This is a genomic window from Enterobacter cloacae complex sp. IR5458 (genome assembly GCF_049238025.1).
Lineage (GTDB): Bacteria > Pseudomonadota > Gammaproteobacteria > Enterobacterales > Enterobacteriaceae > Enterobacter > Enterobacter kobei.
Map to the genome: position 1 here is coordinate 224,412 of NZ_JBMKIF010000004.1, position 26,972 is coordinate 251,383.

29 protein-coding genes are annotated in these 26,972 nt (G+C 53.1%); 13 read left to right on the plus strand and 16 right to left on the minus strand.

Annotation, left to right across the window (positions count from 1 at the left end):
- Positions 1-65: 65 nt before the first annotated feature.
- Positions 66-641, minus strand: coding sequence for a lipid IV(A) palmitoyltransferase PagP (gene pagP, locus ACOTYN_RS05175; RefSeq protein ID WP_014882985.1), 576 nt, complete (start codon positions 639-641; stop codon positions 66-68).
- Between the two features lie 432 nt (positions 642-1,073).
- On the opposite strand from pagP, the gene dcuC reads away from it, so the two are divergent.
- The gene (gene dcuC / locus ACOTYN_RS05180) at positions 1,074-2,441 is read left to right on the plus strand and encodes an anaerobic C4-dicarboxylate transporter DcuC (protein ID WP_014882984.1); all 1,368 of its coding nucleotides are present in this window, start codon (positions 1,074-1,076) and stop codon (positions 2,439-2,441) included.
- A gap of 94 nt (positions 2,442-2,535) precedes the next feature.
- Positions 2,536-3,345, plus strand: a complete 810-nt coding sequence (rna, locus tag ACOTYN_RS05185; protein ID WP_032637201.1) for a ribonuclease I — start codon at positions 2,536-2,538, stop codon at positions 3,343-3,345.
- Here rna and ACOTYN_RS05190 read toward each other — a convergent pair.
- A complete protein-coding gene (locus tag ACOTYN_RS05190) occupies positions 3,339-3,956 on the minus strand; it encodes a flavin reductase family protein (RefSeq protein ID WP_023336911.1) in 618 nt (205 codons plus the stop codon). The two genes, rna and ACOTYN_RS05190, sit on opposite strands and share 7 nt — an antisense overlap.
- A 269-nt stretch (positions 3,957-4,225) precedes the next feature.
- Between ACOTYN_RS05190 and rnk the strand changes: the two genes are divergently transcribed.
- The 3 genes from rnk (at position 4,226) to uspG (ending at position 5,443) form a co-directional block, all read left to right on the plus strand.
- Positions 4,226-4,636: a nucleoside diphosphate kinase regulator gene (gene rnk / locus ACOTYN_RS05195; protein WP_014882981.1), complete on the plus strand. Its 411-nt coding sequence runs from the start codon at positions 4,226-4,228 to the stop codon at positions 4,634-4,636.
- A gap of 139 nt (positions 4,637-4,775) precedes the next feature.
- The gene (gene yldA / locus ACOTYN_RS05200; protein ID WP_350028918.1) at positions 4,776-4,865 is read left to right on the plus strand and encodes a small membrane protein YldA; all 90 of its coding nucleotides are present in this window, start codon (positions 4,776-4,778) and stop codon (positions 4,863-4,865) included.
- 149 nt (positions 4,866-5,014) lie between these two features.
- A complete protein-coding gene (uspG, locus tag ACOTYN_RS05205; RefSeq protein WP_014882980.1) occupies positions 5,015-5,443 on the plus strand; it encodes a universal stress protein UspG in 429 nt (142 codons plus the stop codon).
- A 39-nt stretch (positions 5,444-5,482) separates the two neighbouring features.
- Here uspG and ACOTYN_RS05210 read toward each other — a convergent pair whose 3' ends face one another.
- From ACOTYN_RS05210 to ahpC, 6 genes are all read right to left on the minus strand, one after another.
- The gene (locus ACOTYN_RS05210) at positions 5,483-6,250 is read right to left on the minus strand and encodes a dimethyl sulfoxide reductase anchor subunit family protein (protein ID WP_023332383.1); all 768 of its coding nucleotides are present in this window, start codon (positions 6,248-6,250) and stop codon (positions 5,483-5,485) included.
- Positions 6,250-6,807, minus strand: coding sequence for a 4Fe-4S dicluster domain-containing protein (locus ACOTYN_RS05215; protein ID WP_014882978.1), 558 nt, complete (start codon positions 6,805-6,807; stop codon positions 6,250-6,252). Before ACOTYN_RS05215 ends, ACOTYN_RS05210 begins: the two co-directional genes overlap by 1 nt.
- Positions 6,804-9,080, minus strand: a complete 2,277-nt coding sequence (locus ACOTYN_RS05220) for a molybdopterin-dependent oxidoreductase (protein WP_045134268.1) — start codon at positions 9,078-9,080, stop codon at positions 6,804-6,806. Before ACOTYN_RS05220 ends, ACOTYN_RS05215 begins: the two co-directional genes overlap by 4 nt.
- On the minus strand, positions 9,077-9,652 hold the full coding sequence (locus ACOTYN_RS05225) for a TorD/DmsD family molecular chaperone (RefSeq protein ID WP_032637205.1): 576 nt from the start codon (positions 9,650-9,652) through the stop codon (positions 9,077-9,079). Before ACOTYN_RS05225 ends, ACOTYN_RS05220 begins: the two co-directional genes overlap by 4 nt.
- Before the next feature lie 186 nt (positions 9,653-9,838).
- Complete coding sequence (ahpF, locus tag ACOTYN_RS05230) at positions 9,839-11,404, minus strand: alkyl hydroperoxide reductase subunit F (RefSeq protein ID WP_014882975.1); 1,566 nt, start codon at positions 11,402-11,404, stop codon at positions 9,839-9,841.
- A gap of 185 nt (positions 11,405-11,589) precedes the next feature.
- A complete protein-coding gene (gene ahpC / locus ACOTYN_RS05235) occupies positions 11,590-12,153 on the minus strand; it encodes an alkyl hydroperoxide reductase subunit C (RefSeq protein ID WP_014882974.1) in 564 nt (187 codons plus the stop codon).
- 616 nt (positions 12,154-12,769) lie between these two features.
- On the opposite strand from ahpC, the gene citR reads away from it, so the two are divergent.
- The 3 genes from citR to ACOTYN_RS05250 all read left to right on the plus strand — a co-directional run bounded on the left by citR (position 12,770) and on the right by ACOTYN_RS05250 (position 15,674).
- Positions 12,770-13,672 carry a DNA-binding transcriptional repressor CitR gene (citR, locus tag ACOTYN_RS05240; RefSeq protein WP_045134270.1) on the plus strand — a complete coding sequence of 301 codons (903 nt, stop codon included), beginning with the start codon at positions 12,770-12,772 and terminating at the stop codon, positions 13,670-13,672.
- 167 nt (positions 13,673-13,839) lie between these two features.
- Positions 13,840-15,063, plus strand: a complete 1,224-nt coding sequence (locus ACOTYN_RS05245) for a phosphoadenosine phosphosulfate reductase (RefSeq protein ID WP_332956543.1) — start codon at positions 13,840-13,842, stop codon at positions 15,061-15,063.
- Positions 15,048-15,674 (plus strand): IbrB-like domain-containing protein, encoded by a 627-nt coding sequence (locus ACOTYN_RS05250; protein ID WP_014882971.1) that lies wholly within the window; start codon positions 15,048-15,050, stop codon positions 15,672-15,674. Before ACOTYN_RS05245 ends, ACOTYN_RS05250 begins: the two co-directional genes overlap by 16 nt.
- On the opposite strand, the gene ACOTYN_RS05255 is transcribed toward ACOTYN_RS05250, so the two are convergent.
- Positions 15,675-16,835 carry a pyridoxal phosphate-dependent aminotransferase gene (locus tag ACOTYN_RS05255; protein ID WP_332956541.1) on the minus strand — a complete coding sequence of 387 codons (1,161 nt, stop codon included), beginning with the start codon at positions 16,833-16,835 and terminating at the stop codon, positions 15,675-15,677.
- A gap of 121 nt (positions 16,836-16,956) precedes the next feature.
- Here ACOTYN_RS05255 and ACOTYN_RS05260 point away from each other — a divergent pair, with 121 nt between their 5' ends.
- The 3 genes from ACOTYN_RS05260 to ACOTYN_RS05270 are packed head-to-tail and all read left to right on the plus strand — an operon-like array spanning position 16,957 to position 18,796.
- Positions 16,957-17,571 carry a methylthioribulose 1-phosphate dehydratase gene (locus ACOTYN_RS05260; RefSeq protein ID WP_332956539.1) on the plus strand — a complete coding sequence of 205 codons (615 nt, stop codon included), beginning with the start codon at positions 16,957-16,959 and terminating at the stop codon, positions 17,569-17,571.
- Entirely contained in the window at positions 17,568-18,257 is a 690-nt protein-coding gene (mtnC, locus tag ACOTYN_RS05265) for an acireductone synthase (RefSeq protein WP_332956537.1), read from the plus strand. The genes ACOTYN_RS05260 and mtnC overlap by 4 nt, the downstream gene beginning before the upstream one ends.
- Positions 18,254-18,796 (plus strand): 1,2-dihydroxy-3-keto-5-methylthiopentene dioxygenase, encoded by a 543-nt coding sequence (locus ACOTYN_RS05270; RefSeq protein WP_014882967.1) that lies wholly within the window; start codon positions 18,254-18,256, stop codon positions 18,794-18,796. Before mtnC ends, ACOTYN_RS05270 begins: the two co-directional genes overlap by 4 nt.
- 52 nt (positions 18,797-18,848) lie before the next feature.
- Here the strand turns inward: ACOTYN_RS05270 and ACOTYN_RS05275 are convergent, their stop codons facing one another.
- Complete coding sequence (locus tag ACOTYN_RS05275; protein ID WP_071922487.1) at positions 18,849-19,955, minus strand: hypothetical protein; 1,107 nt, start codon at positions 19,953-19,955, stop codon at positions 18,849-18,851.
- Between the two features lie 62 nt (positions 19,956-20,017).
- The gene (locus tag ACOTYN_RS05280) at positions 20,018-20,245 is read right to left on the minus strand and encodes a helix-turn-helix domain-containing protein (RefSeq protein ID WP_071922488.1); all 228 of its coding nucleotides are present in this window, start codon (positions 20,243-20,245) and stop codon (positions 20,018-20,020) included.
- 106 nt (positions 20,246-20,351) lie between these two features.
- Between ACOTYN_RS05280 and ACOTYN_RS05285 the strand changes: the two genes are divergently transcribed.
- Positions 20,352-20,624, plus strand: coding sequence for a helix-turn-helix domain-containing protein (locus ACOTYN_RS05285; RefSeq protein ID WP_071922489.1), 273 nt, complete (start codon positions 20,352-20,354; stop codon positions 20,622-20,624).
- A gap of 35 nt (positions 20,625-20,659) precedes the next feature.
- Here ACOTYN_RS05285 and ACOTYN_RS05290 read toward each other — a convergent pair whose 3' ends face one another.
- Both ACOTYN_RS05290 and mtnA read right to left on the minus strand, forming a co-directional pair.
- A complete protein-coding gene (locus ACOTYN_RS05290; protein WP_063433607.1) occupies positions 20,660-21,139 on the minus strand; it encodes an SRPBCC family protein in 480 nt (159 codons plus the stop codon).
- Between the two features lie 42 nt (positions 21,140-21,181).
- On the minus strand, positions 21,182-22,198 hold the full coding sequence (mtnA, locus tag ACOTYN_RS05295; protein ID WP_248189523.1) for an S-methyl-5-thioribose-1-phosphate isomerase: 1,017 nt from the start codon (positions 22,196-22,198) through the stop codon (positions 21,182-21,184).
- Positions 22,199-22,302: 104 nt separating this feature from the next.
- On the opposite strand from mtnA, the gene mtnK reads away from it, so the two are divergent.
- Complete coding sequence (mtnK, locus tag ACOTYN_RS05300) at positions 22,303-23,502, plus strand: S-methyl-5-thioribose kinase (RefSeq protein ID WP_071922490.1); 1,200 nt, start codon at positions 22,303-22,305, stop codon at positions 23,500-23,502.
- 61 nt (positions 23,503-23,563) lie between these two features.
- On the opposite strand, the gene ACOTYN_RS05305 is transcribed toward mtnK, so the two are convergent.
- The 3 genes from ACOTYN_RS05305 to ACOTYN_RS05315 form a co-directional block, all read right to left on the minus strand.
- Positions 23,564-24,805, minus strand: coding sequence for an LVIVD repeat-containing protein (locus ACOTYN_RS05305; RefSeq protein ID WP_071922491.1), 1,242 nt, complete (start codon positions 24,803-24,805; stop codon positions 23,564-23,566).
- Between the two features lie 83 nt (positions 24,806-24,888).
- The gene (locus tag ACOTYN_RS05310; protein ID WP_332956528.1) at positions 24,889-25,953 is read right to left on the minus strand and encodes a sugar ABC transporter substrate-binding protein; all 1,065 of its coding nucleotides are present in this window, start codon (positions 25,951-25,953) and stop codon (positions 24,889-24,891) included.
- A gap of 19 nt (positions 25,954-25,972) precedes the next feature.
- Positions 25,973-26,972: ABC transporter permease (locus ACOTYN_RS05315; protein ID WP_421634511.1), on the minus strand; the 1,000-nt coding region annotated here is incomplete at its 5' end.

Below are 26,972 nucleotides of genomic sequence, written 5' to 3' on the forward strand. Positions count from 1 at the left end.
CAGATTTTTATCGCTTAGGAATCAATGCCTGCGCGTTTTTTCACCAGCTGGTAACCTTTTTTCAGTCAAAACTGAAAACGCATCCAGGCGAAGTAAACGTTACCGTTGTTGTACGTCCCGGGGATGTAGGTCATCTGGAACGTTGCCGGGCCATAGCCAATCGAGGCCAAAGGCAGCAGCACGGGGATCGGAATGTAGTTCCAGTTATCACGCGCCGTCACCCCTGCGGTATAGCCTAACCCGACGTGGAAATTCTCGTCCGCCAGCGGGCGCCACGTTTTCTCCCAGCCGTAACCCCCAATCGGTTCCCATTTATTAAACGAGTCTTTAAAGGCCATCAGATAGATGCCGTGCCAGTTTCCTTTCTCATCCCAGCGTGACTGACCAAAACCAGCCCCCCACGGGCGCTCGTTGTATTTATCTGTTTTCTCTTTGTCATAAGCAAAGCGCGCATGCCACGTTATTGCCGGTACATAGAGATCATAATGTTCAGGTGCTGACCAGGTCTGCGAAACATTATCCGTAAAAGTTGAGAACCAGCCTTTATTCGTCGCGTTGTCTTCTGCCTGTGCAACAGATGAAAACGTTAACTGACCAAAAATAAACAATAAAAGAGAGAAAAAAGTATTACGTAAGCTCACAATGCAATTACCATTCTTAATATTCGAAGCAAAGTTTACCACACAATAGTTGAACCACGTCTTAACGGCATCAGCACTACTCCTAAATATCAGGCCTCTTTTCGGGAATATTCTTAAGGCAGCGTTCAGGCTGGCCCAAATAAACCTACAATATGTATGTCTATAACATTTTCATCCATCCCGATTAACAGGCCGGAAAACACATAATTTTAACATTTTGTTATCATTAAAAAGACATGTTACGCTGTTTCTGGCGGTCAACTTCCTGATGACATAAATGCCTGGGCCATGGCAAAAACGCTGTGATACTGTTCTTTAGTCGTCTATTTATTGATTTTAATCAGCAAGGGCAGGCCATTAATTCGGCACATTTTCATCCTTCTTATTTTATTAATTTTTTTCTACCTCAGGGCACAGGATACAGGGGAAATCATGCTTACGTTTATCGAACTCCTTATTGGGGTCGTCGTCATTGTCGGTGTAGCCCGCTACATCATTAAAGGGTACTCAGCCACGGGCGTTTTATTTGTTGGCGGCTTAACTCTCCTGATTGTCAGCGCATTAATGGGGCATCAGGTATTACCTGCCAGCGCAGCCAGCACGGGTTATACTGCCACGGATATTGTTGAATATATTAAAATACTGCTCATGAGCCGTGGCGGCGATCTCGGTATGATGATCATGATGCTGTGCGGTTTTGCCGCCTACATGACCCATATCGGCGCTAATGACATGGTGGTTAAGCTTGCCTCGAAACCCCTGCAGTATATTAACTCTCCGTATCTGTTAATGGTTGCCGCCTATTTCCTCGCCTGTCTGATGTCGCTGGCCGTTTCATCGGCCACCGGTCTTGGCGTACTGTTAATGGCCACGCTGTTCCCGGTGATGGTGAACGTGGGCATCAGCCGCGGTGCAGCGGCAGCCATTTGCGCATCACCGGCCGCCATTATTCTTTCCCCAACCTCTGGCGACGTTGTGCTGGCCGCCAAAGCAGCCGAGATGTCGCTGATCGACTTCGCCTTTAAGACCACGCTGCCGATCTCGATTGTCGCCATTGTGGGAATGGGGGTCGCGCATTTCTTCTGGCAGCGCTATCTCGATAAAAAAGAGAACATCAGCCATGAGATGATGGATGTAAGCGAAATCACCACCACCGCTCCAGCGTTCTACGCCATTTTGCCGTTCACACCGATTATCGGCGTGCTGATTTTTGACGGCAAATGGGGTCCACAGCTGCACATTATTACTATTCTGGTCATCTGTATGCTGCTGGCTGCCGTGCTGGAATTCGTGCGCGGTTTCAACACGCAAAAAGTCTTCTCCGGCCTGGAAGTAGCGTATCGTGGAATGGCGGATGCCTTCGCGGGCGTGGTGATGCTGTTGGTTGCGGCAGGCGTGTTTGCCCAGGGTCTGAGCACTATTGGCTTTATCCAGAGCCTGATCTCCATCGCCACGTCGTTCGGCTCAGCCAGTATTATCCTGATGCTGGTGCTGGTCGTTCTGACCATGCTGGCGGCGATGACCACCGGTTCTGGTAACGCGCCGTTTTACGCCTTCGTTGAGATGATCCCTAAGCTGGCTCACTCCTCTGGCATCAACCCGGCTTACCTGTCTATTCCGATGCTTCAGGCCTCAAACCTGGGTCGCACTATCTCTCCTGTTTCAGGCGTGGTCGTTGCGGTTGCCGGTATGGCAAAAATCTCTCCGTTTGAGGTCGTCAAACGCACGTCAGTCCCGGTGCTGGTTGGCCTGATCATCGTCATTATTGCTACCGAAGTGCTGGTTCCCGGCGCTGCCTAAGTAAAATTCCTGATTTCCAAAAAGCGCCTGCTGGCGCTTTTTGTGCTTTAATAACTCCCAAAAATTAATCGAGCACAACCAATCAGGAAATCACATGTTCAGGAAGGATATCGTTATCTCGTCTGGCGCAGTTGCGCTTGCACTCAGTGTCTTCTCCGCACAGGCAGAACCGCTCAACGCTACGCAATATGGCGATTTCGATCGCTATGTACTGGCGCTGTCCTGGCAAACCGGGTTTTGTCAAAGCATGGTTGAGCGTAACCGCAATGAACCGGATGAATGTCGTCTGCAAAAAGAGAGCGAAAATAAAGCCGATTTTCTGACCGTCCACGGGTTATGGCCTGGTCTGCCGAAATCGATAGCGGCACGAGGCGTGGATGAACGTCGATGGATGCGATTTGGTTGTGCCACGCGTCCCATCCCGAATATGCCGGAAGCAAAGGCCAGCCGCAAATGTGCTGCTGCCGAAACCGGGCTGTCGCTTTCCGGTGCGGCAAAACTTAACGAGGTGATGCCGGGCGCGGGCGGAAACTCCTGCCTGGAACGGTACGAATACGCCAAGCATGGCGTCTGTTTTGGTTTTGATCCCGATGCCTATTTCGGCACCATGGTGAGAATGAATCAGGAAATGAAAAACAGTGCCGTCGGTCAATTCCTCGCGGCTAACTACGGTAAAGCCGTCAGTCGTCGTGATTTTGACAACGCCATTGCCAAAAGCTGGGGCAAAGAAAACATCAAAGCCTTTAAGCTGACCTGCAATGGCAACCCGGCGTATCTCACTGAGATGCAGATTTCGCTGAAAGCAGACACCATTAACCAACCGCTTTCCGCAACGTCCTTTGCCCCGCAGCCACATCCTGGTAACTGCGGAAAACAATTTGTCATTGATAAAGCCGGTTATTGACCCACCACCGGGCGCACCATATCGAACCGGTGTTCATCACTGATCCCATAGTACGCCGTCGGCCCACCCGCTCGCAGGATGGGCTGCGCTTTCGCCGTCTGGTATATCCCCTCTTCCAGTAGCGTTTCCGCTATATGGATCCCCACCACTTCACCCAGCACCAGCCAGGTATCAACCGGGGTGCCATCGGCTCCGGTAAGCTGAATACACTGAGAAAGGCGGCACTCAAAATTGACCGGGCTTTCCGCCACTCGGGGAGCACTCACCAGTTGGCTTGCGGCGGGGGTTAATCCTGCAAAGGTAAATTCATCCCGATCGTGAGGAAGCGTAGCCGAGGTTTGATTCATGGCATGTGCGAGATCGCGCGTCGCCAGATTCCAGACAAACTCCTTTGTCTCGTGAATATTTCGCACGCTGTCTTTCCAGCCGTTGCTGGAAAAGCCGATGATCGGCGGGCGATAGTTAAAACAGTTAAAGAAGCTATACGGCGCGAGATTCAACTGACCGGCCCGATCGCAAGAGGAGATCCAGCCAATCGGACGGGGACCAATAATGGCGTTCAGCGGGTCATGCGGCAGGCCGTGCCCCTGAGACGGTTGATAGAAATACATAGTGCTCTCTCGTTGATGGGGCAGACACGCATAATGCTTCGCGCAACACCCGGGTTCAGGATACTCAGCGTAACGCAATCCGCCTGGAATTAAGACTGAATAAATTTCAGCGAAAATTCATATGGGACATGAATGTGACCTTCATCACTTCAAACTTGAGCGTTCAGCCAGTATCATCGGGTAAGTTAAACCCTCGCTGCCAGACGGCGAGGGTTTTCTTTTGGATTGGTTTCTGCGTTAGACGCAGCATTAACGACATGGAGTAAAAAATGTCCAGACCCACCATTATCATCAATGAACTCGACGCAGAACGTATCGACCGATTGCTGGAAAAAGCCGAATTCGCCTCACTTCCGGTGGCCGATGCCCTGAATGAGGAACTTGACCGCGCGCAGATGTGCACACCTGAGTCAATGCCGCATGACGTGGTCACCATGAACAGCCGGGTAAAATTCCGCAACCTGACCACCGGTGAAGAGCTGACCCGTACGCTGGTTTATCCGGCTCAGATGACTGACAGCAGCGCGCAGCTTTCGGTTCTTGCCCCTGTCGGCGCCGCACTGCTGGGACTGCGCACAGGAGATACCATCCACTGGGATTTACCGGGCGGGGCCTCCACTCATCTGGAAGTGCTGGAGCTGCTCTACCAGCCAGAAGCTGCGGGCGATTACCTGCGTTAATCCCTTCTGAACAAGCGCCCACTCGCTTTGCACAGAGGATGCACCCGCATCCTCTTTCCGCAAATTCACCTGATTTTCCTATATCACCCTTATCCCCCTTAATACACGCTTAATCTGTTTTGGTGCCGTGGGGACGGTCATGGGTGAGATAGTGGTGATCACATTCATTTTTTTACTTTTTGTGGCCATCATCGTCTCGGCTGTGCTTTACCTTGAACGCCACTGGTGAACGCTCACGTCACCGCTCTGCCCCGCACGCTGCGCAATGATTTTTTTCGCGGCATCACGATCGTCATCAAAATTGACGGAGTGATTACAGAATCCATAACTATTTTGTGGTTGAATGATTTCAGCGTTTATAAACAAGGAGAAACGGGTATGTATCAGAGAATCATTATGCCGGTTGATGTTTTTGAAATGGAACTGAGTGACAAAGCAGTGCGTCACGCGGAATTTCTCGCACAGCAGGACGGTATTATTCACCTTTTACATGTCTTGCCGGGCTCCGCCAGCCTGAGTCTGCACCGCTTTGCCGCCGATGTGCGTCGCTTCGAAGAGCACTTACAGCACGAAGCCGAGACGCGCCTGCAAACCATGGTCGGGCATTTCAGCATCGACCCGTCGCGCATCAAAACCCACGTCCGGTTCGGTAGCGTACGCGATGCCGTCAATGAACTGGCCGCGGAGCTGAATGCAGACGTGGTGGTGATCGGTTCACGCAATCCTTCCATCACCACTCACCTGCTGGGGTCAAACGCCTCCAGCGTGATCCGCCATACCCACATTCCGGTGATGGTGGTCCGTTAACTGCCCAAAAAAAACCCCGCTTGCGCGGGGTTTTGTTTATCAGTACAGATGACCAATATTGACGATGGTACTGACGGTATCACCGAAGAAGGTCAGGCGGCTGAGCACCACGCCCACCAGCAGGATAACAAATACGGCTTTCTGCATCGGATGGCGCCTTAGCGACAACGTGAACCCCACGACGCAGCACAGCAGGCTGCCCAGATAGAGCGGCGAGCTTAACCAGGCGTGAGCGGTCATTTTCATGATGGTGCCGCCGCTGAGCCAGAGTACCGGAGCGGCAATCAGCAGCGCCATCAGGGCGATAATGCCCTGACGCAGTGCGACAGCTGACGCTTTCATCCCGAGCAGCGGCGTGGCTGCACAACCCAGCACCCAGACGGTGGCAAAGAACAGCATCATGGTGATGCCGTTGGCAATGGCCTGCATCGCCGGCGCGGCGTAGGTCATCCCCTGCACCACCACCAGCAGTATCCCGAACAGGGACGCCAGCAGCGCTGCGCCTTTATTGCCTTTCGTAAGGAAAGCCAGGCCAATTGTGCCGCCATAAAGCGTCGCGCCGAGAATCTCACGGCTCAGCCAGGCATGTTTCAGGTTGATTAACGCATTATAAGCGTGTTCCGGGTGCGCCAGATGCAATACCGCGGCGATGGAGGCAACCCCCAGGATCAGCCCCGTGATCAGCCAGTGAAGACGGTTGCCCTGCACTTCGCCACGCAGCGTGCGCCAGCTCAACAGCAGCGTCATCCCAACGGACATCTGGCTCAGCACGGTAAAAATCACCAACGGCAGTTCGTACTTTTCCATTATTTGTCCCCCGGCTGTTTCGGCTGGCGTGCCAGAATGAAGCGCGTACCCGGATTAAGCTGCGGCATTTTTGGGAAGCCCGGCGGATACTGCACGGCATTATTTGGCAGCGGATCGGCATCCAGATCGATCAGGGTCAGCGCCCCAACCGGACAGGCGTTAACGCAGGCAGGATTCAAGCCGATATCCAGTCGCTCATAGCACATGCTGCACTTCTCGGCCTTCTGCGTTTCCTCATTGAAGCGCGGAGCGCCATACGGACAATTGCGGATACAGTTTTTACAGCCGATGCAGCGCTCAGGATTATGCACCACCACGCCATCATCACGTTTGGTGTAGGCTTCCACCGGGCACGCCGCCAGACAAGCGGGGTTTTCACAGTGGTTACAGGCCAGCGAAAAGAACGCACGCTCCTCATGCGGGTAAATTTCTTTATCCAGCGGGTAGACATAGCGCCAGAAACGTTCGGGTTCGAGCTGGTTGAAGCTCTTACAGGCCATGGCGCATCCGCGGCAACCAATACATTTATCACTGTTCACTAAAAATGCGCGTCTCATGCGTCCGCTCCTTCATTGGCAATGAGGACAATATCGACAAACTGATCGTGAATAGCCGCGCCCGGTGCACCGGTGGCCATTTTACCCATATCGGCCGGGGTATCTTTCACCACGTTCTGCACGTTATAGCTGAGCTTGTTGAACCAGGATTCGTACATGACCAGGAAATCTTCCGGTACATTGGTGGTGACTTTGGCACGCAGTTGAACCTCGCCGATCTCGTTGAATACCCGCACTGTCGCCAGGTCTCGGATCCCCTTTTTCTTCGCAGCAACCGGGTGGATATAGACAAAGGGCTCCGGCCAGAAGACCTGCATCCAGTCAAGGTTAACGAACTGCGAATGCAGGCCGTACTGCAGGTGCGGCGTAAAGAGCTGGAACGGCAGTTTACCTTCTGCGGCTGGCAGATATTCCGGCAGTGCTTTATGGCCGTTCTCTTCGCAGCGCGCGGATAAAAACTCATACTTGCCTGACGGCGTTTTGAACTTCCGATCGTGCCAGGCTGCGCTGCTCGGCATTTTGGCCTTCACCGGCCCCTTCAGCAGATCGTCCCAGGAGCTGATGCCAAACTGCTTCGCCAGCCCGTCGTTGAATTCCAGATCCAGCCATTTTTTCTGGTCAACATCCTGTGGGAAGGTGCAAGAGCCCGGTTCCATTTTGTTGATGGTACGGGAGAGCAACACGGCAATATCCAGGTCGCTCTTGCATTCGTACATCGGCTTGATGGCAGGTTCGTTTACCGTCAGCCAGTAGTGCCAGTAAGACGAAGAGGCGCTCCAGTGCTCGAAGGTGGTGGTGACAGGCAGAACGATATCCGCGTGCTGAACCGTCTCGTTAAAGAACTGATCCACGCACACCACCATTTCCAGCTTGTCGAACGCTTTTTTCATCTTGTTGCGGTCGAAGTCCTGGGCAAACGGGTTCTTACAAGCCACCCACAGCATGCGGATAGGGGGATCGTTGGCGTCCAGAATGCTTTGCGCAGTCTGGTTCAGGTTGAGCGCGCGGTCAGAGTACTTGCGCTTTTCGCCGCTATCGCTGACAAACTCGCCCACCGGGCCTGATGCCCCTTCCATCCCTACAGAACCCACCGGGGGTGTCTGCGTCATTGCGTGGTAGTTATAGCCCCAGGTCTGCAGATGGCCGTAGCGAGCGCCACCGCCTTCTACGCCGATATTGCCGGTCATGGCGACAAAGGCATCAATCGCACGCACGTTCGCACCGCCGTTCACGTGGCGCTGCATACCGTAGCCAATCCAGACGGTGGAGGGCTTAACCGCCGTGAACTCCTCGGCAAGCTGGCGAATCACATCCGGCGCCAGACCACAAATTTCCGATGCCCACTCTACCGTGATGTTGTTGAGCAAGTACTGCTCAAACTCCGGATACCCGTGCGCGAAATGATTGACGAACTCCTGGTCCACGCGGCCGGTGTCCACCAGATGGCGCGCCATACCCAGCGCCAGCGCACCGTCTGAACCTGAACGCACGCGCAGATAGAGGTCGGCTTTCGCGGCAGTTTGCGAGAACAGCGGATCGATAACCACCACTTTCGCCCCTTTCTCGCGGGCCTGATAGATGTACTTCATGGTGTGCATGGAGCACCAGGCCGGGTTCGCCCCCCAGAGGATAATGTATTTGGCTTTAACCAGATCTTCCGGGTCGTTACACCACATGTCGCCCATGTCGTAGTGCTGTGCGTCAATGCCCGCAGGCCAGCACGGCGTACCGGCAAAACGCGTGGTGTAGCCGAGCGAGGACATCATCCCCTCCACGGCATAGCTCATCACCCCCAGGTTGCCGGAATATTTGGTCAGCGCCAGGCCAAGCAGGGAGCCATCTTTCTTTTTGATCTCCAGCATCTTGCTGGCGATCCGCTGCATGGCCTCATCCCAGGAGATGCGTCGCCATTTGCCGCTGCCGCGTCCGTCCTGAATCATCGGGTATTTTATACGGTCCGGCGAGTAGACCCGGCGCGGGTAGGTCAGCCCTTTCACGCACGGCGCACCGTGGGTAAAGGTGGATTCGCTTGCCCCCTCGACGAAGGTAATCACGTCATCTTTCACCCACGTTTTTAAGCTGCAGGTGTCATAGCAGTTACGCGGACAGGCGTTACGGAAGATTTTGTAGGTTTTCGGGTTAAACGGAATGGGCGGTTGTGCCATGGCACATCGGGAGGATAATAATCCGCCGGGTAATGCGGCGACGGTACCTAGCGCAATCAGTCCTTTTAAAAAGGAGCGCCGGTTAAGCTGCCCTTTATCAATAGTCATAATATTACTCTCGTTTTTAATTCATCAAACCAATTAGTCAGTAGCACGGCGAGGCATTTAATTACGGCTGTTTTCGCACAATCCTTTATTTTTGCGATAAATGCCGGGAGCCATAATTCGAGATGCGCGCGGACAAAACGGGTAAGTGCTTCATGATATTGCGGTGAATGTCTGGCATGCACTAATAGCATCACGGCCAATTCAATTTCATAGCTGATATGGTCGTCGGGGACGCTATTTTCCGCGGTGACGGAGAGCCCAATGCTCTGCAGGAATTCGCGCACGCTCAGCGTCGTCGCCCCCATCAGCAGAGGCTCGTCGTCCAGATAAACCGAGGCATAAGGTGGCGCCAGCAGCGTCGCCGGGCCGACAAACAGCGCATTAAAGTCATACTCGACGTTTAACGCCTCATCCTGCGGCCAGGACTCACTCTCAGGGAAAAAATAGCGTAACGAGGCGCATCGCGAGGTCATATCCGCCGCGTTGAAGAAATCACGAAACATCAACCCCTTTATTTCAAAGGGTGTTAACGCCTCATATATTGAAGGTGTGAATATATCTTTATCATTCATGTGAAATATAAATATTTATCAACAGAAAACGACGAGATATTATCAGCAGGCTTATTAATTTCTTTGATCGAAGCAGGTAGTTAACGCATGAAGCGTTCAATCACGACAATAATTGAGAATAAAAAAAACCAATAAAAAAGCCACCCCATGATGAGGTGGCTACTGCAGGTATCGTCTTACTTTTTTTTATGCTGTTTTGGTGCGAATCAGATAGTCAAACGAACTCAGGGACGCTTTCGCACCTTCGCCCGTGGCAATGATGATCTGTTTGTACGGCACGGTCGTACAGTCACCTGCGGCGAAGACGCCTTTTACGCTGGTTTCACATTTCGCATCAATGATGATCTCGCCCATACGGTTGCGCTCAATCGCGCCTTCCAGCCAGGTGGTGTTTGGCAGCAGACCAATCTGCACGAAAATCCCCGAAAGCTGAACGCTATGCACGTCGCCGCTGATGCGGTCACGGTATTCCAGGCCGGTCACTTTGCTGCCGTCGCCCTTCACTTCCGTGGTCTGCGCGTTCAGGATGATGTCGACGTTTTTCAGGCTGCGAACTTTATCCTGCAGAACCTGGTCGGCCTTCATCTCTGGCGCGAACTCCAGCAGGGTCACATGTTCCACAATCCCCGCCAGGTCGATAGCCGCTTCCACGCCGGAGTTACCGCCGCCGATCACCGCTACGCGTTTACCTTTAAACAGCGGACCGTCACAGTGCGGGCAGTAGGTCACACCTTTGGTGCGGTACTGATCTTCACCCGGAACGTTCATGTTGCGCCATTTCGCGCCGGTGGCAATGATAATGCTACGCGCTTTCAGCACCGCGCCGGATGCCGTTTCAATCTGGTGTAAACCGCCTTCGACCGCAGCAGGAACCAGCTTGCTGGCGCTCTGGCTGTCGATGACATCCACGTCATAGTCGCTGACGTGCGCTTTAAGTGCGCCAGCCAGTTTCTGGCCTTCGGTTTTCGGCACGGAAATGTAGTTTTCGATGTCCACGGTATCCAGTACCTGACCACCAAAGCGTTCGCCCATCAGACCGGTACGGATCCCTTTACGCGCGGAGTAAACCGCCGCTGCCGCGCCCGCCGGGCCGGAACCGACGATCAGTACATCGTAGGCATCACGTTTGTTCAGCGCTTCTGCTGCGCGTTTTTCTGCGCCAGTATCCACTTTGGCAACAATTTCCGTCAGCGTCATGCGGCCCTGACCAAACTCCTGACCATTCAGATAGACCGCCGGCACGCCCATTACGTTACGCTCGGTGATCTCATTCTGGAACGTACCGCCGTCAATCGCCGTGTGTTTAATGCGCGGGTTCAGCACCGACATCAGATTCAGCGCCTGCACCACGTCCGGGCAGTTGTGACAGGAGAGTGAGTAATAGGTTTCAAACTCGAAATCACCGTCGATGTCGCGGATCTGCTCCAGCAGAGCCTGCGCTTCTTTAGACGGATGCCCACCGGTCCACAGCAGCGCCAGCACCAGTGAGGTAAATTCATGCCCCAGCGGAGAGCCGGCAAAGCGCGGCCCCTGATCAGAACCCGGGTTGGCGATCAGGAAAGAAGGCTTACGGACTGCAAGCGTATTGTCTTCTTTGAAGGTCACTTTCGGTGACAGTTCAGCGATCTCTGCCAGCAGTTCCTTGATCTCTGCCGATTTCGCGCTGTCATCCAGCGTGGCAATCAGCTCAACAGGTTTGGTCAGTTTCTCAAGGTAGGCCTTGAGCTGGGTTTTCATATTCGCGTCGAGCATTGTTCTTCCCTCTCTTAAGACGTCATCATGCAAGCTGCCTTATAGGGGCGGCCTGAATGCAACTTGCATCATGGTGCTAATGAAATGGGCGCGGGCGCGCCCATGGATTGCCGGGTGGCACTTCGTTTACCCGCCCTACGATACTGTAGGCCTGTGCAAACGCGGCGCCGCCAGGCTTTGCAGACTTAGATCTTGCCGACCAGGTCTAAAGATGGAGCCAGCGTCGCTTCGCCTTCTTTCCATTTCGCCGGGCACACTTCGCCTGGGTGGGAAGCCACGTACTGAGCGGCTTTCACTTTACGCAGCAGGTCAGACGCATCACGGCCGATACCTTCAGCGGTAACTTCGATAGCCTGGATAATGCCCTGCGGGTCAACAACGAAGGTCGCACGGTCGGCCAGACCTTCATCTTCACGCATATTGTCGAAGTTACGGGTCAGGGCGCCAGTCGGGTCGCCGATCATCGCGTATTTAATTTTCGCGATGGTTTCAGAGCTGCTGTGCCACGCTTTGTGGGTGAAGTGGGTATCGGTAGAGACAGAGTAAACGTCTACGCCCAGCTTCTGCAGTTCTTCATAGTGGTCAGCCACGTCACCCAGTTCGGTCGGGCAAACGAAGGTAAAGTCAGCCGGATAGAAGAAGAACACGCTCCAGCGACCTTCAGTATCTTTCTCAGTGACTTCAATGAACTCACCGTTTTTGAACGCCTGGTTTTTGAAAGGTTTAATTTTGGTATTAATCAAAGACATCTGTACTTCCTCCGTGTTTTCGTTGAGATGTAAGGTAACTAACTTTGCTCATCGGGGCTAATGCGTTTGCTTTATCAAATCAATCAGCCATACCTAACAACATCAACAAGACAGTAAGGTGAACCTTTTAAAGGAAACGCCAAAAGTAAAAAGGCCGCCTCTACGGGCGGCCCTTTTACCTGAATTCCCCGCAGGTACATTCAGTGCCAGCTTAAGCTGGCGTTGCGTTGCGCTCTACGCCCTTAACATCAAGGTGGTAACAGCCGTTTAATTACACCATCCGTGCCAGGCTTGAGCAATCCACGGGAGAGGCATTCCTGCCTATGGCTGTGATAGGCAGTTTCGAACATAATGACGGGGCGTTATAAATTAATTTTTATTATAAAAATAACTCAATATATAAATGAAAATTGTCAATTAAAGTGCCTCTTAGTGAGATAAAATTATCTTAATCATCTTTGAAGTACTATTTTAATAATCTGACGTCGTGATATATTAAGACGCGTTTAATTTAAAATTAAGAGAGTTAACCGAAAGGATTGTAAATGGTTAACTTCAAACTATAGTTATCAGTGATGTGATAACTCATGCAAACACGACATCATCAGGACGACACATGGCAAATCTCTACGATCTTAAAAAATTTGATCTCAACCTGCTAGTCATTTTTGAATGTATCTATCAACATTTGAGTATCAGTAAAGCGGCTGAGACGCTCTATATTACTCCCTCAGCAGTGAGTCAGTCATTGCAGCGTCTGCGCGGACAACTCAACGATCCCTTGTTTATTCGTTCAGGTAAGGGCATCACCCCCACTACGGTTGGCGTCAACCTTCATCATCATCTTGAACAAAACCTCAATCAGCTTGAGCAAACCATCAATATGATGCACAGCAACGGGTTGAAGAAGAGCTTTGTCATTTACGGTCCGCAGTTTATGACGCCTAAAATCATGCTGGATCCGATGAAAATCCTGATCGAGAAGTATAACTATCAGGTTGAGCTGCATGATGTCTTCCTTGCCCCGGACTCAGCAGAAGACCTGCTGGCATACCGGAAAGCGGACCTTGTCTTCTCTTTCGCCCCGCTGAATAGCCGTTCAACGGCCTGCTGCTTGTTCCAGCAGATGTCTTTTACGCTGGTTTGCCGTCAGGATCACCCCCGCCTGGGTTTACAGGCGACGCGTGACGAAATTCTTCAGGAAAAATTTACGGCCTTCCTGAGTGATGAGTTGAGCGTAAAGAATTTTCAGGAGCATACTGAGCAACTGCTTCCCGAACGAAATATCCTGTTCCGCAGCGACTCGTTTATCTCACTGCTGTCGATGATAGGCAATTCCGATCTGATTGGATTAGCCCCTACGCCAGCCTTTGAGCAGTATGGCCCGGCATTAAATCTCCGTAAGATTGAGACTGACATTACCTTCCCGACAGTCCCGGTTTATATGATGTACAATCGCTCAGCACTGAATAATGCTTCCTTCTCCAATTTTATTGATGACTTAAACTTACCCCAATAATTATAACTGACTGTTTACAGCAGTCAGTTACTTTTAATGCATTCACAAGGGAAATGTATTTAGCGTAATTATATGATTAATTTTTACCTATAATTATCTTCTTTCTAAGAGTATCATCCCCATTATTCATGCGCCATCTGATCAGTATCACTCAGTAATGGATTGATATGTCACTTTACAAATTTCCATTGAATCAAAACGTAGTCGATGCCACGCAAGAGCGAATAAAATGGACCCTGGAGAATTTATCCAGGGTGTGTGTCTCTTTTTCAGGGGGAAAAGATTCCACCGTCATGTTACATCTGACGGCATTATGCGCTCGTAAAATGAAACGCAAAATAGACGTTCTCTTTATAGACTGGGAAGCGCAATTTACTTACACCATTAATCATGTCGAACATATGCGCGCCTTATACAGCGATGTCATCGATCGTTTCTGGTGGGTCGCGCTTCCCCTCACCACGCAAAATTCCCTGTCGCAATTCCAGCCAGAGTGGCAATGCTGGGAACCCAATACCGAGTGGGTACGGCAACCGCCTGACGATGCCATAACAGATCCCGCCTTTTTCCCCTTTTACCAGGGGGGAATGTCTTTTGAGACCTTTGTGCGCAGTTTCTCGGACTGGTTCTCTCTCAACCGACCGGCCGCCGTCATGGTCGGGATACGCGCCGATGAGTCATACAACCGTTTTCTGGCTATCGCATCAGCGCGTAAACAACGCTTTGCCGATGATAAACCCTGGACGACCGTCGCCCCGGGTGGGCATGCCTGGTATATCTATCCTCTCTACGACTGGAAAACCGCGGATATCTGGACCTGGTTTGCAAAAACCGGCAATAGCTATAACACACTCTATGACCTTATGTATCAGGCCGGCGTACCACCGCGCTATATGCGCATCTGCGAACCTTTTGGCCCGGAACAGCGTCAGGGCTTATGGCTCTATCATGTTGTAGATCCCGAACGCTGGGCGACCATGTGCGCACGCGTCAGCGGCGCGCGCAGCGGCGGAATTTACGCCGGGCACGACAACCATTTTTACGGCCACCGCAAAATACTCAAGCCGGACCATCTTTGCTGGCGGGAATATGCCCTGCTGCTTCTCGACAGCATGCCGCAGAATACGGCCGAGCATTACCGCAATAAAATCGCCATATATCTGCACTGGTACCAGAAGAGGGGCATGGAGGATATTCCCGATACCCAGGAGGGCGATATCGGTGCCAAAGACATCCCTTCATGGCGCCGCGTTTGTAAGGTTTTACTTAATAACGACTACTGGTGCAGAGCGCTGTCTTTCAGCCCAAACAAACCCAAACATTATCAGCGCTACAGCGACAGAGTGAAGGCAAAACGCAAGGAGTGGGGCATTTTATGCGACAAAGAATAATCAACGAAATCGAAACGTACCTTCAGTCACTTCCTGAAGAGGACCAAATTAACGCCATTAATGCCTTTCGCCAGGCACTGCATAAATATAGCCCGTTTAACGATCAACCCATCGACTGCGTATTGTGGATCAAACAGGACGCTATCACGGCTAACGATTACAACCCCAATAATGTTGCCCCACCGGAAAAACGGTTGCTCATTAAGTCGCTGGAACTTGATGGATTCACCCAGCCTATTGTTGTAACAGAAAACGAACCCCAACATTATGAAATTGTGGATGGTTTTCATCGTCATGAGATTGGCAAAAGTCGGGCTGCGTTAAAGCGCAAGCTGAAGGGTTACCTGCCTGTCACGTGCCTGCGTCAGGAACGACTCGGTAAATATGACCGCATGGCCTCGACCATCCGACACAACCGCGCACGCGGGCGGCATCAAATTAACGCGATGTCTGAAATCGTTCGAGAACTTGCGCAGCTTGGCTGGAGCAATGAAAGAATTAGCGAAGAGCTCGGTATGGATGGTGACGAGGTGCTGCGTCTCAAACAAATCAACGGCCTGCTGGAACTGTTTGCAGACCGTCGTTACTCAGAAGCCTGGACGGTGAAATAATCAGAGCGTGTTCAAACGCTCTGCCGCGGCCAGTAGCGTCGATTCCTGCTTCGCAAAGCAGAGACGAATCAGTTTATGCGGAAAAGGATCGGCGCAGAACACCGACAACGGAATAGCGGCCACGCCGACTTCTTTTGTCAGCCACTGGCAGAAACTGACATCATCCAGATCGGAAATGGCGCTGTAGTCAGCCAGCAGGAAGTACGTCCCTTCGGAAGGCAAAATTTCCAGGCGGCTTTGAGCCAGTGCGGTCACAAACAGATCCCGGCGTGCACGGTAAAAATCCGGCAGGTCGCGATAATGCTGTGGTTCATCGCGTAGCATGTCCGCCAGCGCCAGCTGAGCCGGGGTATTCACCGCAAACGTCAGGTACTGGTGTACCTTACGTAATTCAGCGCTGATGGCGGCAGGTGCCACGCAATACCCCACCTTCCAGCCGGTCATATGGTACGTTTTGCCAAATGACGACACGGCCACGGCACGTTCACGAAGCTGCGGATGGGCCAGCACGCTGGCGTGCCCTTCTTTAGTAAAACAGATGTGCTCATACACCTCGTCGCTCAGGACATAAATTTCACGTTCGGCAATGGCCTGCCACAGCGCGGCAAAATCGGCTTTCTGCCACACGCTCGCAGACGGGTTATGGGGCGTATTCAGGATCACCAGCCGCGTTTTATCGCTCAGCAGCGCAGTGAACGCCCGCCAGTCCGGGCGGAAATGCGGCGGCTGCAGCGCCACGCGTTTCACCACGCCGCCAGAGAGTTCAACCGCAGGCGCGTAGCTGTCGTAACTGGGGTCAAAACAGATGACCTCATCGCCCGCGCGCACCAGCGCGGTGATGGCCGCATACAGCGCTTCGGTCGCCCCTGCCGTCACCGTGATGTCGCTATTCGCATCCGGTTTATGGCCATACAATTCCGCCGTTTTATCTGCAATGGCTTCCCGCAGCGCCTGCACGCCCGTCATCGGCGCATACTGATTTGCTCCCTGCGCAACGTGGTACGCCAGTCGTTCCTGCAACCAGGCCGGTCCGTCAAAATCCGGGAATCCCTGAGAGAGATTAATGGCGTTGTGCTGCTGTGCCAGAGCGCTCATCTGCGTAAAGATGGTGGTGCCGAGATTAGGAAGTTTACTCTGAGGAATCAATGCGTTATTACTCATTATGCGGTGCCTGCATGTAATACTTATGTTGCTGCCACTATAACACGATGTTACCATTTGGCAATCAAGACGCTTAGACGTCTATACCATATCAATATTCCTGGTCGAGAGGTAAAAGGCAATGGCAGACAACCTGCAACTCACACAACTTGTCGACGCCTGCCGCTGGATTGGCGCCAAAGGCTGGGCACCCGCCACCGGTGGCAACATGTCTGTGCGAGAGGATGAACACCTCTGCTGGTTGAGCGAATCCGGTAAAGACAAAGGCAGCCTGACCACGGCGGATTTTCTGCAGGTCGAGATCGCCACAAACCGTGCGCCGTCAGGCCGCAAGCCGTCGGCAGAGACCGGGCTACACACCCTCATTTATCGCCTGTTCCCCGAGGCCAACGCTGTCCTGCACGTTCACACCGTCAACGCGACGGTGCTGTCACGTCTGGTCAGGGAAACCGAGCTGAACATCAGCGGCTTTGAGATGCAAAAATCGCTTACCGGACAGGCCACCCATCTGGATACCGTCTCCATCCCGGTGTTTGACAATGACCAGGATATCGACGCCCTCGCCTCGCGAATCGCCCATTACGCGCAGGAACGCCCGCTTAATTATGGTTTTCTTCTGCGCGGTCATGGCTTAACCTGCTGGGGACGCGATGTGGCCGAGGCCCGCCGCCATCTGGAAGGACTTGAATTTCTTTTTGAATGCGAAATGCGTTTACGACAACTGGAGAGAGTATGATTCGCGCAATTGTGACGGATATTGAAGGGACCACCAGCGATATCCGTTTTGTCCACGATGTTTTGTTCCCCTACGCGCGTGAGCGGCTGGCGGCGTTCGTCACCGCGCAGCAGTACGCCGAGCCGGTCAAATCCATTCTGGACAATCTGCGCGATGAAATCGGTAACCCGCACGCCAGCGTCAGCGAGCTTATTGACGCCCTCTTTGCCTTTATGGATGAAGACCGTAAATCCACCGCGCTCAAAGCGCTTCAGGGGATCATCTGGCACGATGGCTACGTGAATGGCGACTTTACCGGCCACCTCTACCCGGACGTCCTGCCTGCGCTGGAAAAATGGAAAGCGCAAGGGATTGATCTCTATGTTTATTCCTCGGGATCGGTCGCCGCACAGAAACTGTTATTTGGCTACAGCGACGAAGGTGATATTACTCATCTGTTCAGCGGCTATTTTGATACCCACATCGGCGCCAAGCGCGAGGTGGCGTCTTACCAGAACATTGCGGCCCAAACGGGCATCGCGCCGTCGCAGATCCTGTTCCTGTCAGATATTCATCAGGAGCTGGACGCGGCTGAACAGGCAGGCTTTCGTAGCCTGCAGCTGATTCGCGGCGATGATGACGGGGCAAGCCATCACCATCAGGTTCACCAGTTTGACGAGATAAACCCGGAGCAGATCCCTTCATGAGCGCATTAACTGTCTATTCTGATAAAGACGCCAGTCAACCAAAGTGGCACAGCACCGACGCCGCCGAGATCGCCCGGCAGCTCAACGCCAAAGGCGTACGTTTTGAACGCTGGGACGCGGACCGCGATTTAGGTCAGGATCCCGCCCCGGAGGCGGTGATTGAGGCTTACCAGCATGCGATCGACAAACTGGTGGCAGAGAAAGGTTATCAGAGCTGGGACGTCATCAGCCTGCGGGCCGATAACCCACAAAAAGACGCGCTGCGCGCAAAGTTCCTGAGCGAACATACTCACGGCGAAGATGAAGTGCGCTTCTTCGTGGAAGGCGCGGGATTGTTCTGCCTGCACATTGGCGATGAGGTCTATCAGGTTTTGTGCGAGAAAAACGATCTGATCTCCGTACCCGCGGGTACGCCGCACTGGTTTGATATGGGTTCAGAGCCGAACTTTACCGCGATCCGTATTTTCGATAACCCGGAAGGCTGGGTTGCGCAGTTTACCGGTGATGCGATCGCGGATGCGTATCCACGCCTCGCATAGGTATTTACACTTCTAGTGCCATTAACGTTAATCAATGGCACTTTTAACTGAATCAAAATGGAATATCATCTATAAAAGATATTTTTTTATTCACTTTTATGTTAAAAACATCTTCAATATAAAGTCGAAGTTGTTCTTTTATCTTTTCGCTACCCTCCAACAGCTCGTTAAGCTGCGAACTCTTAGTAGTTATCTCAACTATTAGCGAATTATCAGAAGGCCAGATGTCATCTATGCTAAAACGATCATATACTTTAAAACCCCTCATTACTTGGAGCGATAACTTTGCCCCATACTTATGCCATAGCTCTTTTGTTAAAATCTTACGTTTATCAATATTAGAAAAAGCATCATTGTAAAAACTCGAAAAGCATTTATTGATATAAGTTACATAATGCTCGTGAAGTTTTTGATAATAAATTTCATTATTTAAAAAACCATTAAGTGTCATGAAATTTATTTTTGAAGCAGTCGATTCACCATTTATAATATAATTACTTATGATAGTATGCGATTCCGTTTCGCTTGGATGTATTTCATCTCCTTCACAATCCAGTAGTATCATCTCACTATCAATTAATGACATTAGATGGAAAAAATAAACACTACGTTCTTTTTTTCTGGAAGATAAAGAGGTTAACTCATAAGACTGCGCTTTCATCAATGACGTTATTGAATTGAATATATTTTTATCATTATTTGATCTTCCACTTTTCTTACTCATTTCTTGAAAAGCAAAAACATTTTTTGTCACGTTGAAAATTTTCTCATAAACAATACCATCCGGCACGCCGATTTTCTCTTTGTTATTAAAATTTAATTCATAGTTTAGTATTGGGTGATTACTCCAGTTTTTCAATGGCTCATAATCAATATTAGGATCATTGGGCTTAATTTTTTTCACTAATAATGCCCAAACATTTTCTTCATTTTTCTTACAACTAATTATGAGAGTTGTATAAACTAATACATCTCTAACTTTTGTCGCTTTGTAAGCAATAATATCTATTTCTCGCGCAACACTTTGAACATCATCTATATAATATTTATTATTAATAACCCCCCAGCCGTGATTATTTAAAAAATCAGAGACTTTACTTTCTAAAATAAAACCAGTACTTTTAATATTTTCAGCATAAATTTGTAATTTATCATTCATTTTAGCCCCTTGAGCACCATGTTTTATCATTTACCTTATTATTAACTTTGGTATTTTCTTATCTATATTATTTCATTCAAAATTAACGATATATTCACACCAACCAGCCTCGCCAGATGCACAAACTCCACAACGTCTAACCTGCGTTCACCGCTTTCCACTTTAGCGATAAACGACTGCGGTTTGCCCAGCGCTTCCGCAAGCTGTGCCTGAGTAATCCCCTTCTCCTTACGAGCTTTCTTCAACGCATTGATAACACGCTGGTATTCTTCTGAATAGACTGAGGCCATTGTTCCGATTCCATACTAATATCCTGAAATCGAATATCCTCCTATTGTGTTTTTATCCCAAAATGGGATAATTAAGTACGTAACAAATACATGTAAGGAGGACACAATGCGTCATCAGAACTGGCATCATGCCGACATCATCGCCGCACTAAAGAAACATGGAACAAGCCTGGCTGCGTTGTCCCGAAAGGCTGGCCTTTCCTCATCCACCCTGGCAAACGCGCTTACCCGACCATGGCCTAAAGGTGAATTGCTTATCGCACAGGCGCTAGACATTCCGCCCGATGTGATATGGCCGGAAAGATACTTTGATGAAAAGGGAGAGCCAATATTTCGTCAGATGAGGAATACTAAAAAAAGAAATCTATCTTCGACTTGATCAATGAATTCTCCCCCTCACCCCAACCCTCTCCCTCAAGGGAGAGGGGGTCGAAGAGACTTCACATACCCCACCAGCTGATCCAGCACAATCCCCCACCCTTCGTGGAAGCCCATCTGTTCATGCTGCTCACGAATTTCCTTCGTCGGGTGGCGCGCAATTGCCGTATAGCGGGTTTTGCCCTCGCCCACCTCCTCCAGCAGCAAAATCGCCGTCATAAACGGCTTCTCGGCCGGCTTCCAGCCTTCCGTATAACCGTCGGTAAAGACCAGTTTTTTTCCCGGGTCGATTTCAAGAAACACACCCCGGTTATCCATCCGCTGTCCGTCCACCTCAAATACGGTATTGAACCGACCGCCCACGCGCAGGTCGAGGTCGCATTCGGTCACTTTATGGGGAGCAGGAATGAAGAAGTTTTTGATGTGCTCGGGCGTGGTCCAGCAGAGCCACAGCAGGTCGCGCGGTGCATCCACCACGCGCTCCAGTTTTAAGTCTGTATCAGGGTCAAGCGTCACGATATCGTCCTCTAAAGGGAACCCCTTAAAGGATAGCCGGACTCAGGCGAATTTCCCGTTTGCCACCTCTTCCGGCGTCACTACGCCCGTATCCAGCACCCAGCCGCTAATCAGCGAGGCTGGCGTAACGTCAAACGCCGGGTTATAGACCGGGGCGTTTTCCGGCGCCCACTGCACCGCCCCAAAGCTTCCGGCCACCCCCGTCACCTCACTGGCGGCGCGCTGCTCAATCGGGATCGCATCTCCGTTCGGGCACTCCGGGTCGAGGGTTGTTTGCGGGGCAGCCACGTAGAACGGAATGCCGTGGAATTTCGCCAGCACCGCAAGGGAATAGGTACCGATTTTGTTCGCCACGTCGCCGTTAGCGGCAATGCGATCGGCCCCTACCCACACGGCGTCCACTTCCCCTTTTGCCATCAGGCTGGCGGCCATGGAATCGGTAATCAGCCGATACGGCACGCCCAGCTCGCCAAGCTCCCACGCGGTCAACCTGCCGCCCTGCAGCAGCGGACGGGTTTCATCCACCCAGACGTTGCTGACATTTCCCTCCTGATAGGCGCGGGCAATCACGCCCAGCGCCGTGCCCACGCCCGCCGTTGCCAGCCCGCCGGTGTTGCAGTGGGTCAGCAGGCGGCTACCGGGCGTCACCAGCGCGCTGCCCGCGCGGGCGATAGCGTCACACAACTGCCTGTCTTCAGAAATCAGGCGCAGCGCTTCAGACACCAGCGCCGAAACGAAATCTTCCTGCCAGAGCGCCAGCTTCATACGGTCAAGGTTGTTCATCAGGTTCACCGCCGTCGGGCGGGACGCGCGCAGGGTTTCCAGCGCCACGGCGAGTTCATCACGGCTTTTGCCGCTTTCCGCCAGCAATGCCAGCAGCAGGCTTGCAGAGAGACCAATCAGCGGCGCACCGCGCACGCGCAGAGCATGGATATGCCCGACCAGCGTCTCTACCGTGGAGGCCTCAAGCCAGCGTTTCTCCTGCGGAAGCGCCTGCTGGTCGAGAATAAAGAGCTGATTATCCGCCACCCGCAGGCTGGTCGTCTGTAATGTCTGCATGTCGTTAATTCCCTGTTGCGTTGTTGTAGCACATTGTGTCAGGATGAAATCCAGATGTATAGACGTCTACATGTCTTTATTAGCAAACTCGTGAGGAGCAGGCCATGTCGCAATACCGTACCTTTACCCCTCAGGACGCCGTGGAGTATGCCAGGCAGTTTGGTGGACTCGACGATCCTTCCTCGCTGGTGGAGGCGCAGGAAGTGGGCGACGGCAACCTCAATCTGGTTTTCAAAATTTTCGATGCCCAGGGCACAAGCCGCGTCATCGTCAAACAGGCGCTGCCCTACGTGCGCTGTGTCGGCGAGTCCTGGCCGCTGACGCTGGACCGCGCCCGTCTGGAGGCGCAAACCCTGGTCGAGCATTACCAGCACAGCCCGCAGCACACCGTGAAAATCCACCACTTTGACCCGGAACTGGCGGTGATGGTGATGGAGGATCTCTCCAGCCATCGCATCTGGCGCGGCGAGCTGATTAAAAACAATCACTATCCACAGGCCGCGCGTCAGCTGGGTGAATACCTCGCATACACGCTGTTCCACACCAGCGATTTCTACCTGCATCCGCACGCGAAAAAAGCGCAGGTAGCGAAATTCATCAACCCGGAGATGTGTGAGATCACCGAAGATCTGTTCTTCAACGATCCGTACCAGATCCACGAACGCAACAACTACCCGGTCGAGCTGGAAAATGACGTCGCCGCCCTGCGCGACGATGCCCAGTTGAAAATTGCCGTGGCCTCCCTGAAGCATCGCTTTTTCTCACACGCTGAAGCGCTGCTGCACGGGGATATTCACAGCGGCTCCATTTTTGTGGCGGACGGCAGTCTGAAGGCCATTGACGCCGAGTTCGGCTACGTTGGCCCGATTGGCTTTGACGTCGGCACTGCCATTGGCAACCTGCTGCTCAACTTCTGCGGCCTGCCGGGGCATCTGGGTATTCGCGATGCCGCCGCCGCCCGCGAGCAGCGCCTGATCGACATTCAGGCTCTGTGGAACACCTTCGCGGAGCGCTTCCAGGCATTCGCAAACGAAAAAACACGAGACGCCGCGCTCAGCGCGCCGGGCTATGCTTCCGCGTTTCTGAAAAAGGTCTGGCATGACGCCATTGGTTTCTGCGGCACCGAACTGATTCGCCGCAGCGTCGGGCTTTCCCACGTCGCGGATATCGACACCATTCAGGATGACGCCATGCGCCACGAATGCCTGCGCCATGCGATTACCCTCGGCAAGGCGTTGATTGTCATTGCCGAGCGCATCGACAGCGCGGAAGAGCTGGTGGCACGCGTGCGGCAGTACAGCTGAGTGCTTCTGGTTTTCTCCCTCTCCCTGTGGGAGAGGGCGGGGTGAGGGCACCAAACCGCACTCACCCTAAATACTCAATCACCGACAACCCACCGTTATAATCCGTGCTGTAGATAATCCCCTGAGCATCCACAAACACGTCGCAGGACTGGATCACCTGCGGGCGATTCGGCCGCGTATCCATCATTCTTTCCGGCGCAGCTGGCACCAGCGCACCGGTCTCCACCGGGCGATACGGGTTGGAAATATCATACGCGCGTACGCCCGCGTTCTGGTAAGTGGCAAAAATCAGCGTCGAGCTGACAAAACTCCCCGGCCGGTTCTCGTGCAGGTTGTGCGGCCCAAAGTGCGCCCCTTTCGCCACGTAGTCGGTTTCATCCGGCTGCGGGAAAGTCGAGATACTCACCGGGTTCGACGGCTCGCGGATATCAAACAGCCAGATCAGCTTCTCCCCATCCTCCTGGTTATCCAGCACCGCTTCGTCGAGCATCACCAGCAGGGAACGGTCCGGCAGCGGCAGCGCGGTATGTGTCCCGCCACCAAACGGCGGGCTCCAGTTGCGATGGCTAATCAGCTTTGGTTGAGTGCGGTCTTTCACGTCCAGCAGCGTCAGGCCACCGTCGCGCCAGCTCCCATAGGCGGTATCGCCGGCGATAATCGCGTGGTGCAGCGCGTAGCGCTTCCCTTCCGGCCAGCTGGGCTGTTCGCCTTCGGCCTGGTTCATCCCCGGCAGCCACCAGCGCCCCGCCACTTCAGGCTTGCGCGGGTCGGCCAGATCGATGGTCAGAAAGATATAATCGGTAAAGCCGTCAATCAGCGCCGACACGTACGCCCAGCGCCCGCCGACGTACCAGATGCGGTGGATCCCGATGCCGCTCAGCGAAAGAAAGCCGATTTCACGCGGCTTGTCCGGGGTAGAGATATCAAACACCCGCAGCCCGGCGCTCCAGCCTTTGTCCCGCACGTCGCTGACGGTCTCCCCCACCTGACGGGTGTAGTAAACCTTCTCATCGGCAAAGCGGGCATCGGCAAACAGATCCCGGGCGTTGATCACCAGCAACAGATCGTCATGAGCCTGCAAATGCACGTTCCAGGTGCCGGGCGGCGCGGGAACATAACCTGCCGCTTTCGGGTTTTTCGGGTCGCGCACATCGACGATGGAAAAACCCTGCGACACCATATGACCGATATACGCGAAACCGTGATGCACCATCAGCTGCACGCCGTCCGGGCGACCGCCCTGGTCGCTATGGCCAATCAGCCGCATATTGCGGCTGTATTCGGGTTGAGGTAATACAGACATCGTTGCGTCCTTTCGCCGGATGGCGGCTTCGCCTTATCCGGCCTACAAAACCGTAGGCCCGGTAAGCGAAGCGCCACCGGGCATTATTTTGACCGGGCTTCCAGCGTCGCAAACCACGGCGCGATAAAATCGTCCGTCTGGCCCCAGCCCGGAATGATTTTCCCAAGCGACGCCACGTTCACCCCACCCGGCTGGGCGGTCAGCAGCGCCTGCGGAATGGCAGCGGCTTTAAAGTCATAGGTTGCCGGGGTCGCTTCTCCGGCAATCTTATTGGCGATCAAACGCACGTTGGTTGCGCCAATCAACTTCGGATCCACCGCCACGCTTACCTTCCACGGGCTGCCCGGCTCGCGCATCAGCTGCAGATCCTGGTTAGATATATCGATGCTGTAGAGTTTGATCTCGGTGCGCCCGTTCTCTTTCAGCGCCTTATACGCGCCCTGGCTGAAGGCATCCCAGGTGCCCCAGATAGCGTCGATTTTTCCTTTCGGGTATTTCGCCAGGATAGCGCCCACCTTGTTGGCAGTATCCCCCTGCACGTCAGAGGAGACCGCGCCAATGGATTCCAGCTCTTTGATCTCCGGATACTGTTTTTGCATTTCCTTGTACGCCGCCTGACGACGCTCCATCGGCGGGAAGCCCGCCACCCACAGCTTGACGATATTGGCCTTGCCGTTGAAATCTTTCGCCAGCTGGCCGAAGGAGAGGTTCGTCAGCGAAGCATCATCCTGCTGAGTAACGGTCACGCCCGGGATCTCGCCGTTCACCGCCGTATCAAACACGGCGACTTTAATCCCGGCATCCACCGCCTTCTTCACCAGCGCGGTGGAGTACGGATCGCGCCCCTGAGACAGGATAATCCCGTCGTACTTCTGGCTGATTGCCTGGTTCACGAAGTCCTGGAATTTGGCATCGTCCCCGTTGCTTAAAAAAGTGCCGACCTTAAAGCCGAGTTTCTTCCCTTCCTGAATCGCCCCCGCCACAAACTGCGTGGTGTTGTCGTCGGAGCCGAGGTTGCGGATCACCGCGATGCGGATCGGACCCTCGTGGTTCGCAATGGCAGCCGGCACCGGTGCGGGCGTGGCCGCGAAGCCTGGCAGCGCAGTCAATAATCCAAGTGCTACCAATGAGCGTGCAATTTTTTTCATTTTTTATCCTGTTGTGTTATCAGCGTTTTTGTATGTAGGTCATCGCCAGCGCCACCGCGAGCACCAGCCCTTTTATAATGTCCATGGCGTAATACGGCACGGAGAGCATCACCAGCCCGTTCGACAGCACGCCGAGAATAACTGCCCCAACCAGCGTCCCCAGCGCGTTCGGCTTGCCGGAACCCGCCAGCGAGAAGCCGATCCACGCCGCGGCCACCGCATCCATCAGATAACCGCCCCCGGCATTCACCTGCGACGAGCCAATGCGCGAGGCCAGCAAAATCCCGCCCAGCCCCGCCAGCAGCGAGGCGATCACGTAAGCTGCCACCTTGTAGCGCGTGGTGCGAATACCGGAGAGGCGCGCGGCTTCCGGGTTGCCGCCGATGGCGTACATGCGTCGGCCATGCGTGGTGAGGGACAATCCCAGCTGCGCGAGAACCGTCACCACCAGCATGATGATGACGATGGTCGGCACCTGCCCCAGCAGGCTGAACGCCGCCGGAATGGTCCCTTCCGCCATATCACCGCTCGGCAGCACCATGTTTTCGGTAATCGACCCGCCATAGCTGTAAGTCATCGCCACGCCCTGGATCACAAACAGGCTGGCGAGGGTCGCGAGCATGTCCGGAATACGCAGGATGACGATCAGAAACGCGTTGAACAGCCCCACCAGCGTGCAGAGCGCAAGGGTAATCAGAATCGACTCGGTAGTGCCGAAGCCGTGCCAGACGAAAAGCGATATCACCAGCGCGTTTGCCAGCGACGCGGTGGATCCCACGGAGAGATCGAACCCGCCGACGGTCAGCGAAATCGATACGCCAATGGCAATCACCGTCACGATGGCGATCGCGCGCAATATGTTGATGATGTTGTTCGGATCGAGGAAGTTGTCCGAGGCCAGGCCAAACACCGCCACCAGCGCGACGACGGTCAGCAACATGCCCCACTTGTAGAGAAAATCGAATCTATGGTCACTCCCGTTTTTGCAACACCGATTTTGACGACAAGTTGGCTTGCTT

Excerpts from the sequence above, each read along its gene's own strand:
- ACOTYN_RS05210 (WP_023332383.1), bottom strand. The coding sequence starts at position 6,250 with ATGGAAAAGTACGAACTGCCGTTGGTGATTTTTACCGTGCTGAGCCAG.
- ACOTYN_RS05225 (WP_032637205.1), bottom strand. The coding sequence starts at position 9,652 with ATGAATGATAAAGATATATTCACACCTTCAATATATGAGGCGTTAACA.
- yldA (WP_350028918.1), top strand. The coding sequence starts at position 4,776 with ATGGGTGAGATAGTGGTGATCACATTCATTTTTTTACTTTTTGTGGCC.
- uspG (WP_014882980.1), top strand. The coding sequence starts at position 5,015 with ATGTATCAGAGAATCATTATGCCGGTTGATGTTTTTGAAATGGAACTG.
- ACOTYN_RS05245 (WP_332956543.1), top strand. The coding sequence starts at position 13,840 with ATGTCACTTTACAAATTTCCATTGAATCAAAACGTAGTCGATGCCACG.
- dcuC (WP_014882984.1), top strand. The coding sequence starts at position 1,074 with ATGCTTACGTTTATCGAACTCCTTATTGGGGTCGTCGTCATTGTCGGT.
- ACOTYN_RS05280 (WP_071922488.1), bottom strand. The coding sequence starts at position 20,245 with ATGGCCTCAGTCTATTCAGAAGAATACCAGCGTGTTATCAATGCGTTG.
- citR (WP_045134270.1), top strand. The coding sequence starts at position 12,770 with ATGGCAAATCTCTACGATCTTAAAAAATTTGATCTCAACCTGCTAGTC.
- ACOTYN_RS05305 (WP_071922491.1), bottom strand. The coding sequence starts at position 24,805 with ATGTCTGTATTACCTCAACCCGAATACAGCCGCAATATGCGGCTGATT.
- rna (WP_032637201.1), top strand. The coding sequence starts at position 2,536 with ATGTTCAGGAAGGATATCGTTATCTCGTCTGGCGCAGTTGCGCTTGCA.
- mtnA (WP_248189523.1), bottom strand. The coding sequence starts at position 22,198 with ATGCAGACATTACAGACGACCAGCCTGCGGGTGGCGGATAATCAGCTC.
- ACOTYN_RS05275 (WP_071922487.1), bottom strand. The coding sequence starts at position 19,955 with ATGAATGATAAATTACAAATTTATGCTGAAAATATTAAAAGTACTGGT.
- mtnK (WP_071922490.1), top strand. The coding sequence starts at position 22,303 with ATGTCGCAATACCGTACCTTTACCCCTCAGGACGCCGTGGAGTATGCC.
- ahpF (WP_014882975.1), bottom strand. The coding sequence starts at position 11,404 with ATGCTCGACGCGAATATGAAAACCCAGCTCAAGGCCTACCTTGAGAAA.
- mtnC (WP_332956537.1), top strand. The coding sequence starts at position 17,568 with ATGATTCGCGCAATTGTGACGGATATTGAAGGGACCACCAGCGATATC.
- ACOTYN_RS05270 (WP_014882967.1), top strand. The coding sequence starts at position 18,254 with ATGAGCGCATTAACTGTCTATTCTGATAAAGACGCCAGTCAACCAAAG.
- ACOTYN_RS05250 (WP_014882971.1), top strand. The coding sequence starts at position 15,048 with ATGCGACAAAGAATAATCAACGAAATCGAAACGTACCTTCAGTCACTT.
- ACOTYN_RS05190 (WP_023336911.1), bottom strand. The coding sequence starts at position 3,956 with ATGTATTTCTATCAACCGTCTCAGGGGCACGGCCTGCCGCATGACCCG.
- ACOTYN_RS05215 (WP_014882978.1), bottom strand. The coding sequence starts at position 6,807 with ATGAGACGCGCATTTTTAGTGAACAGTGATAAATGTATTGGTTGCCGC.
- rnk (WP_014882981.1), top strand. The coding sequence starts at position 4,226 with ATGTCCAGACCCACCATTATCATCAATGAACTCGACGCAGAACGTATC.
- ACOTYN_RS05260 (WP_332956539.1), top strand. The coding sequence starts at position 16,957 with ATGGCAGACAACCTGCAACTCACACAACTTGTCGACGCCTGCCGCTGG.
- ACOTYN_RS05310 (WP_332956528.1), bottom strand. The coding sequence starts at position 25,953 with ATGAAAAAAATTGCACGCTCATTGGTAGCACTTGGATTATTGACTGCG.
- ACOTYN_RS05220 (WP_045134268.1), bottom strand. The coding sequence starts at position 9,080 with ATGACTATTGATAAAGGGCAGCTTAACCGGCGCTCCTTTTTAAAAGGA.
- ahpC (WP_014882974.1), bottom strand. The coding sequence starts at position 12,153 with ATGTCTTTGATTAATACCAAAATTAAACCTTTCAAAAACCAGGCGTTC.
- ACOTYN_RS05285 (WP_071922489.1), top strand. The coding sequence starts at position 20,352 with ATGCGTCATCAGAACTGGCATCATGCCGACATCATCGCCGCACTAAAG.
- ACOTYN_RS05255 (WP_332956541.1), bottom strand. The coding sequence starts at position 16,835 with ATGAGTAATAACGCATTGATTCCTCAGAGTAAACTTCCTAATCTCGGC.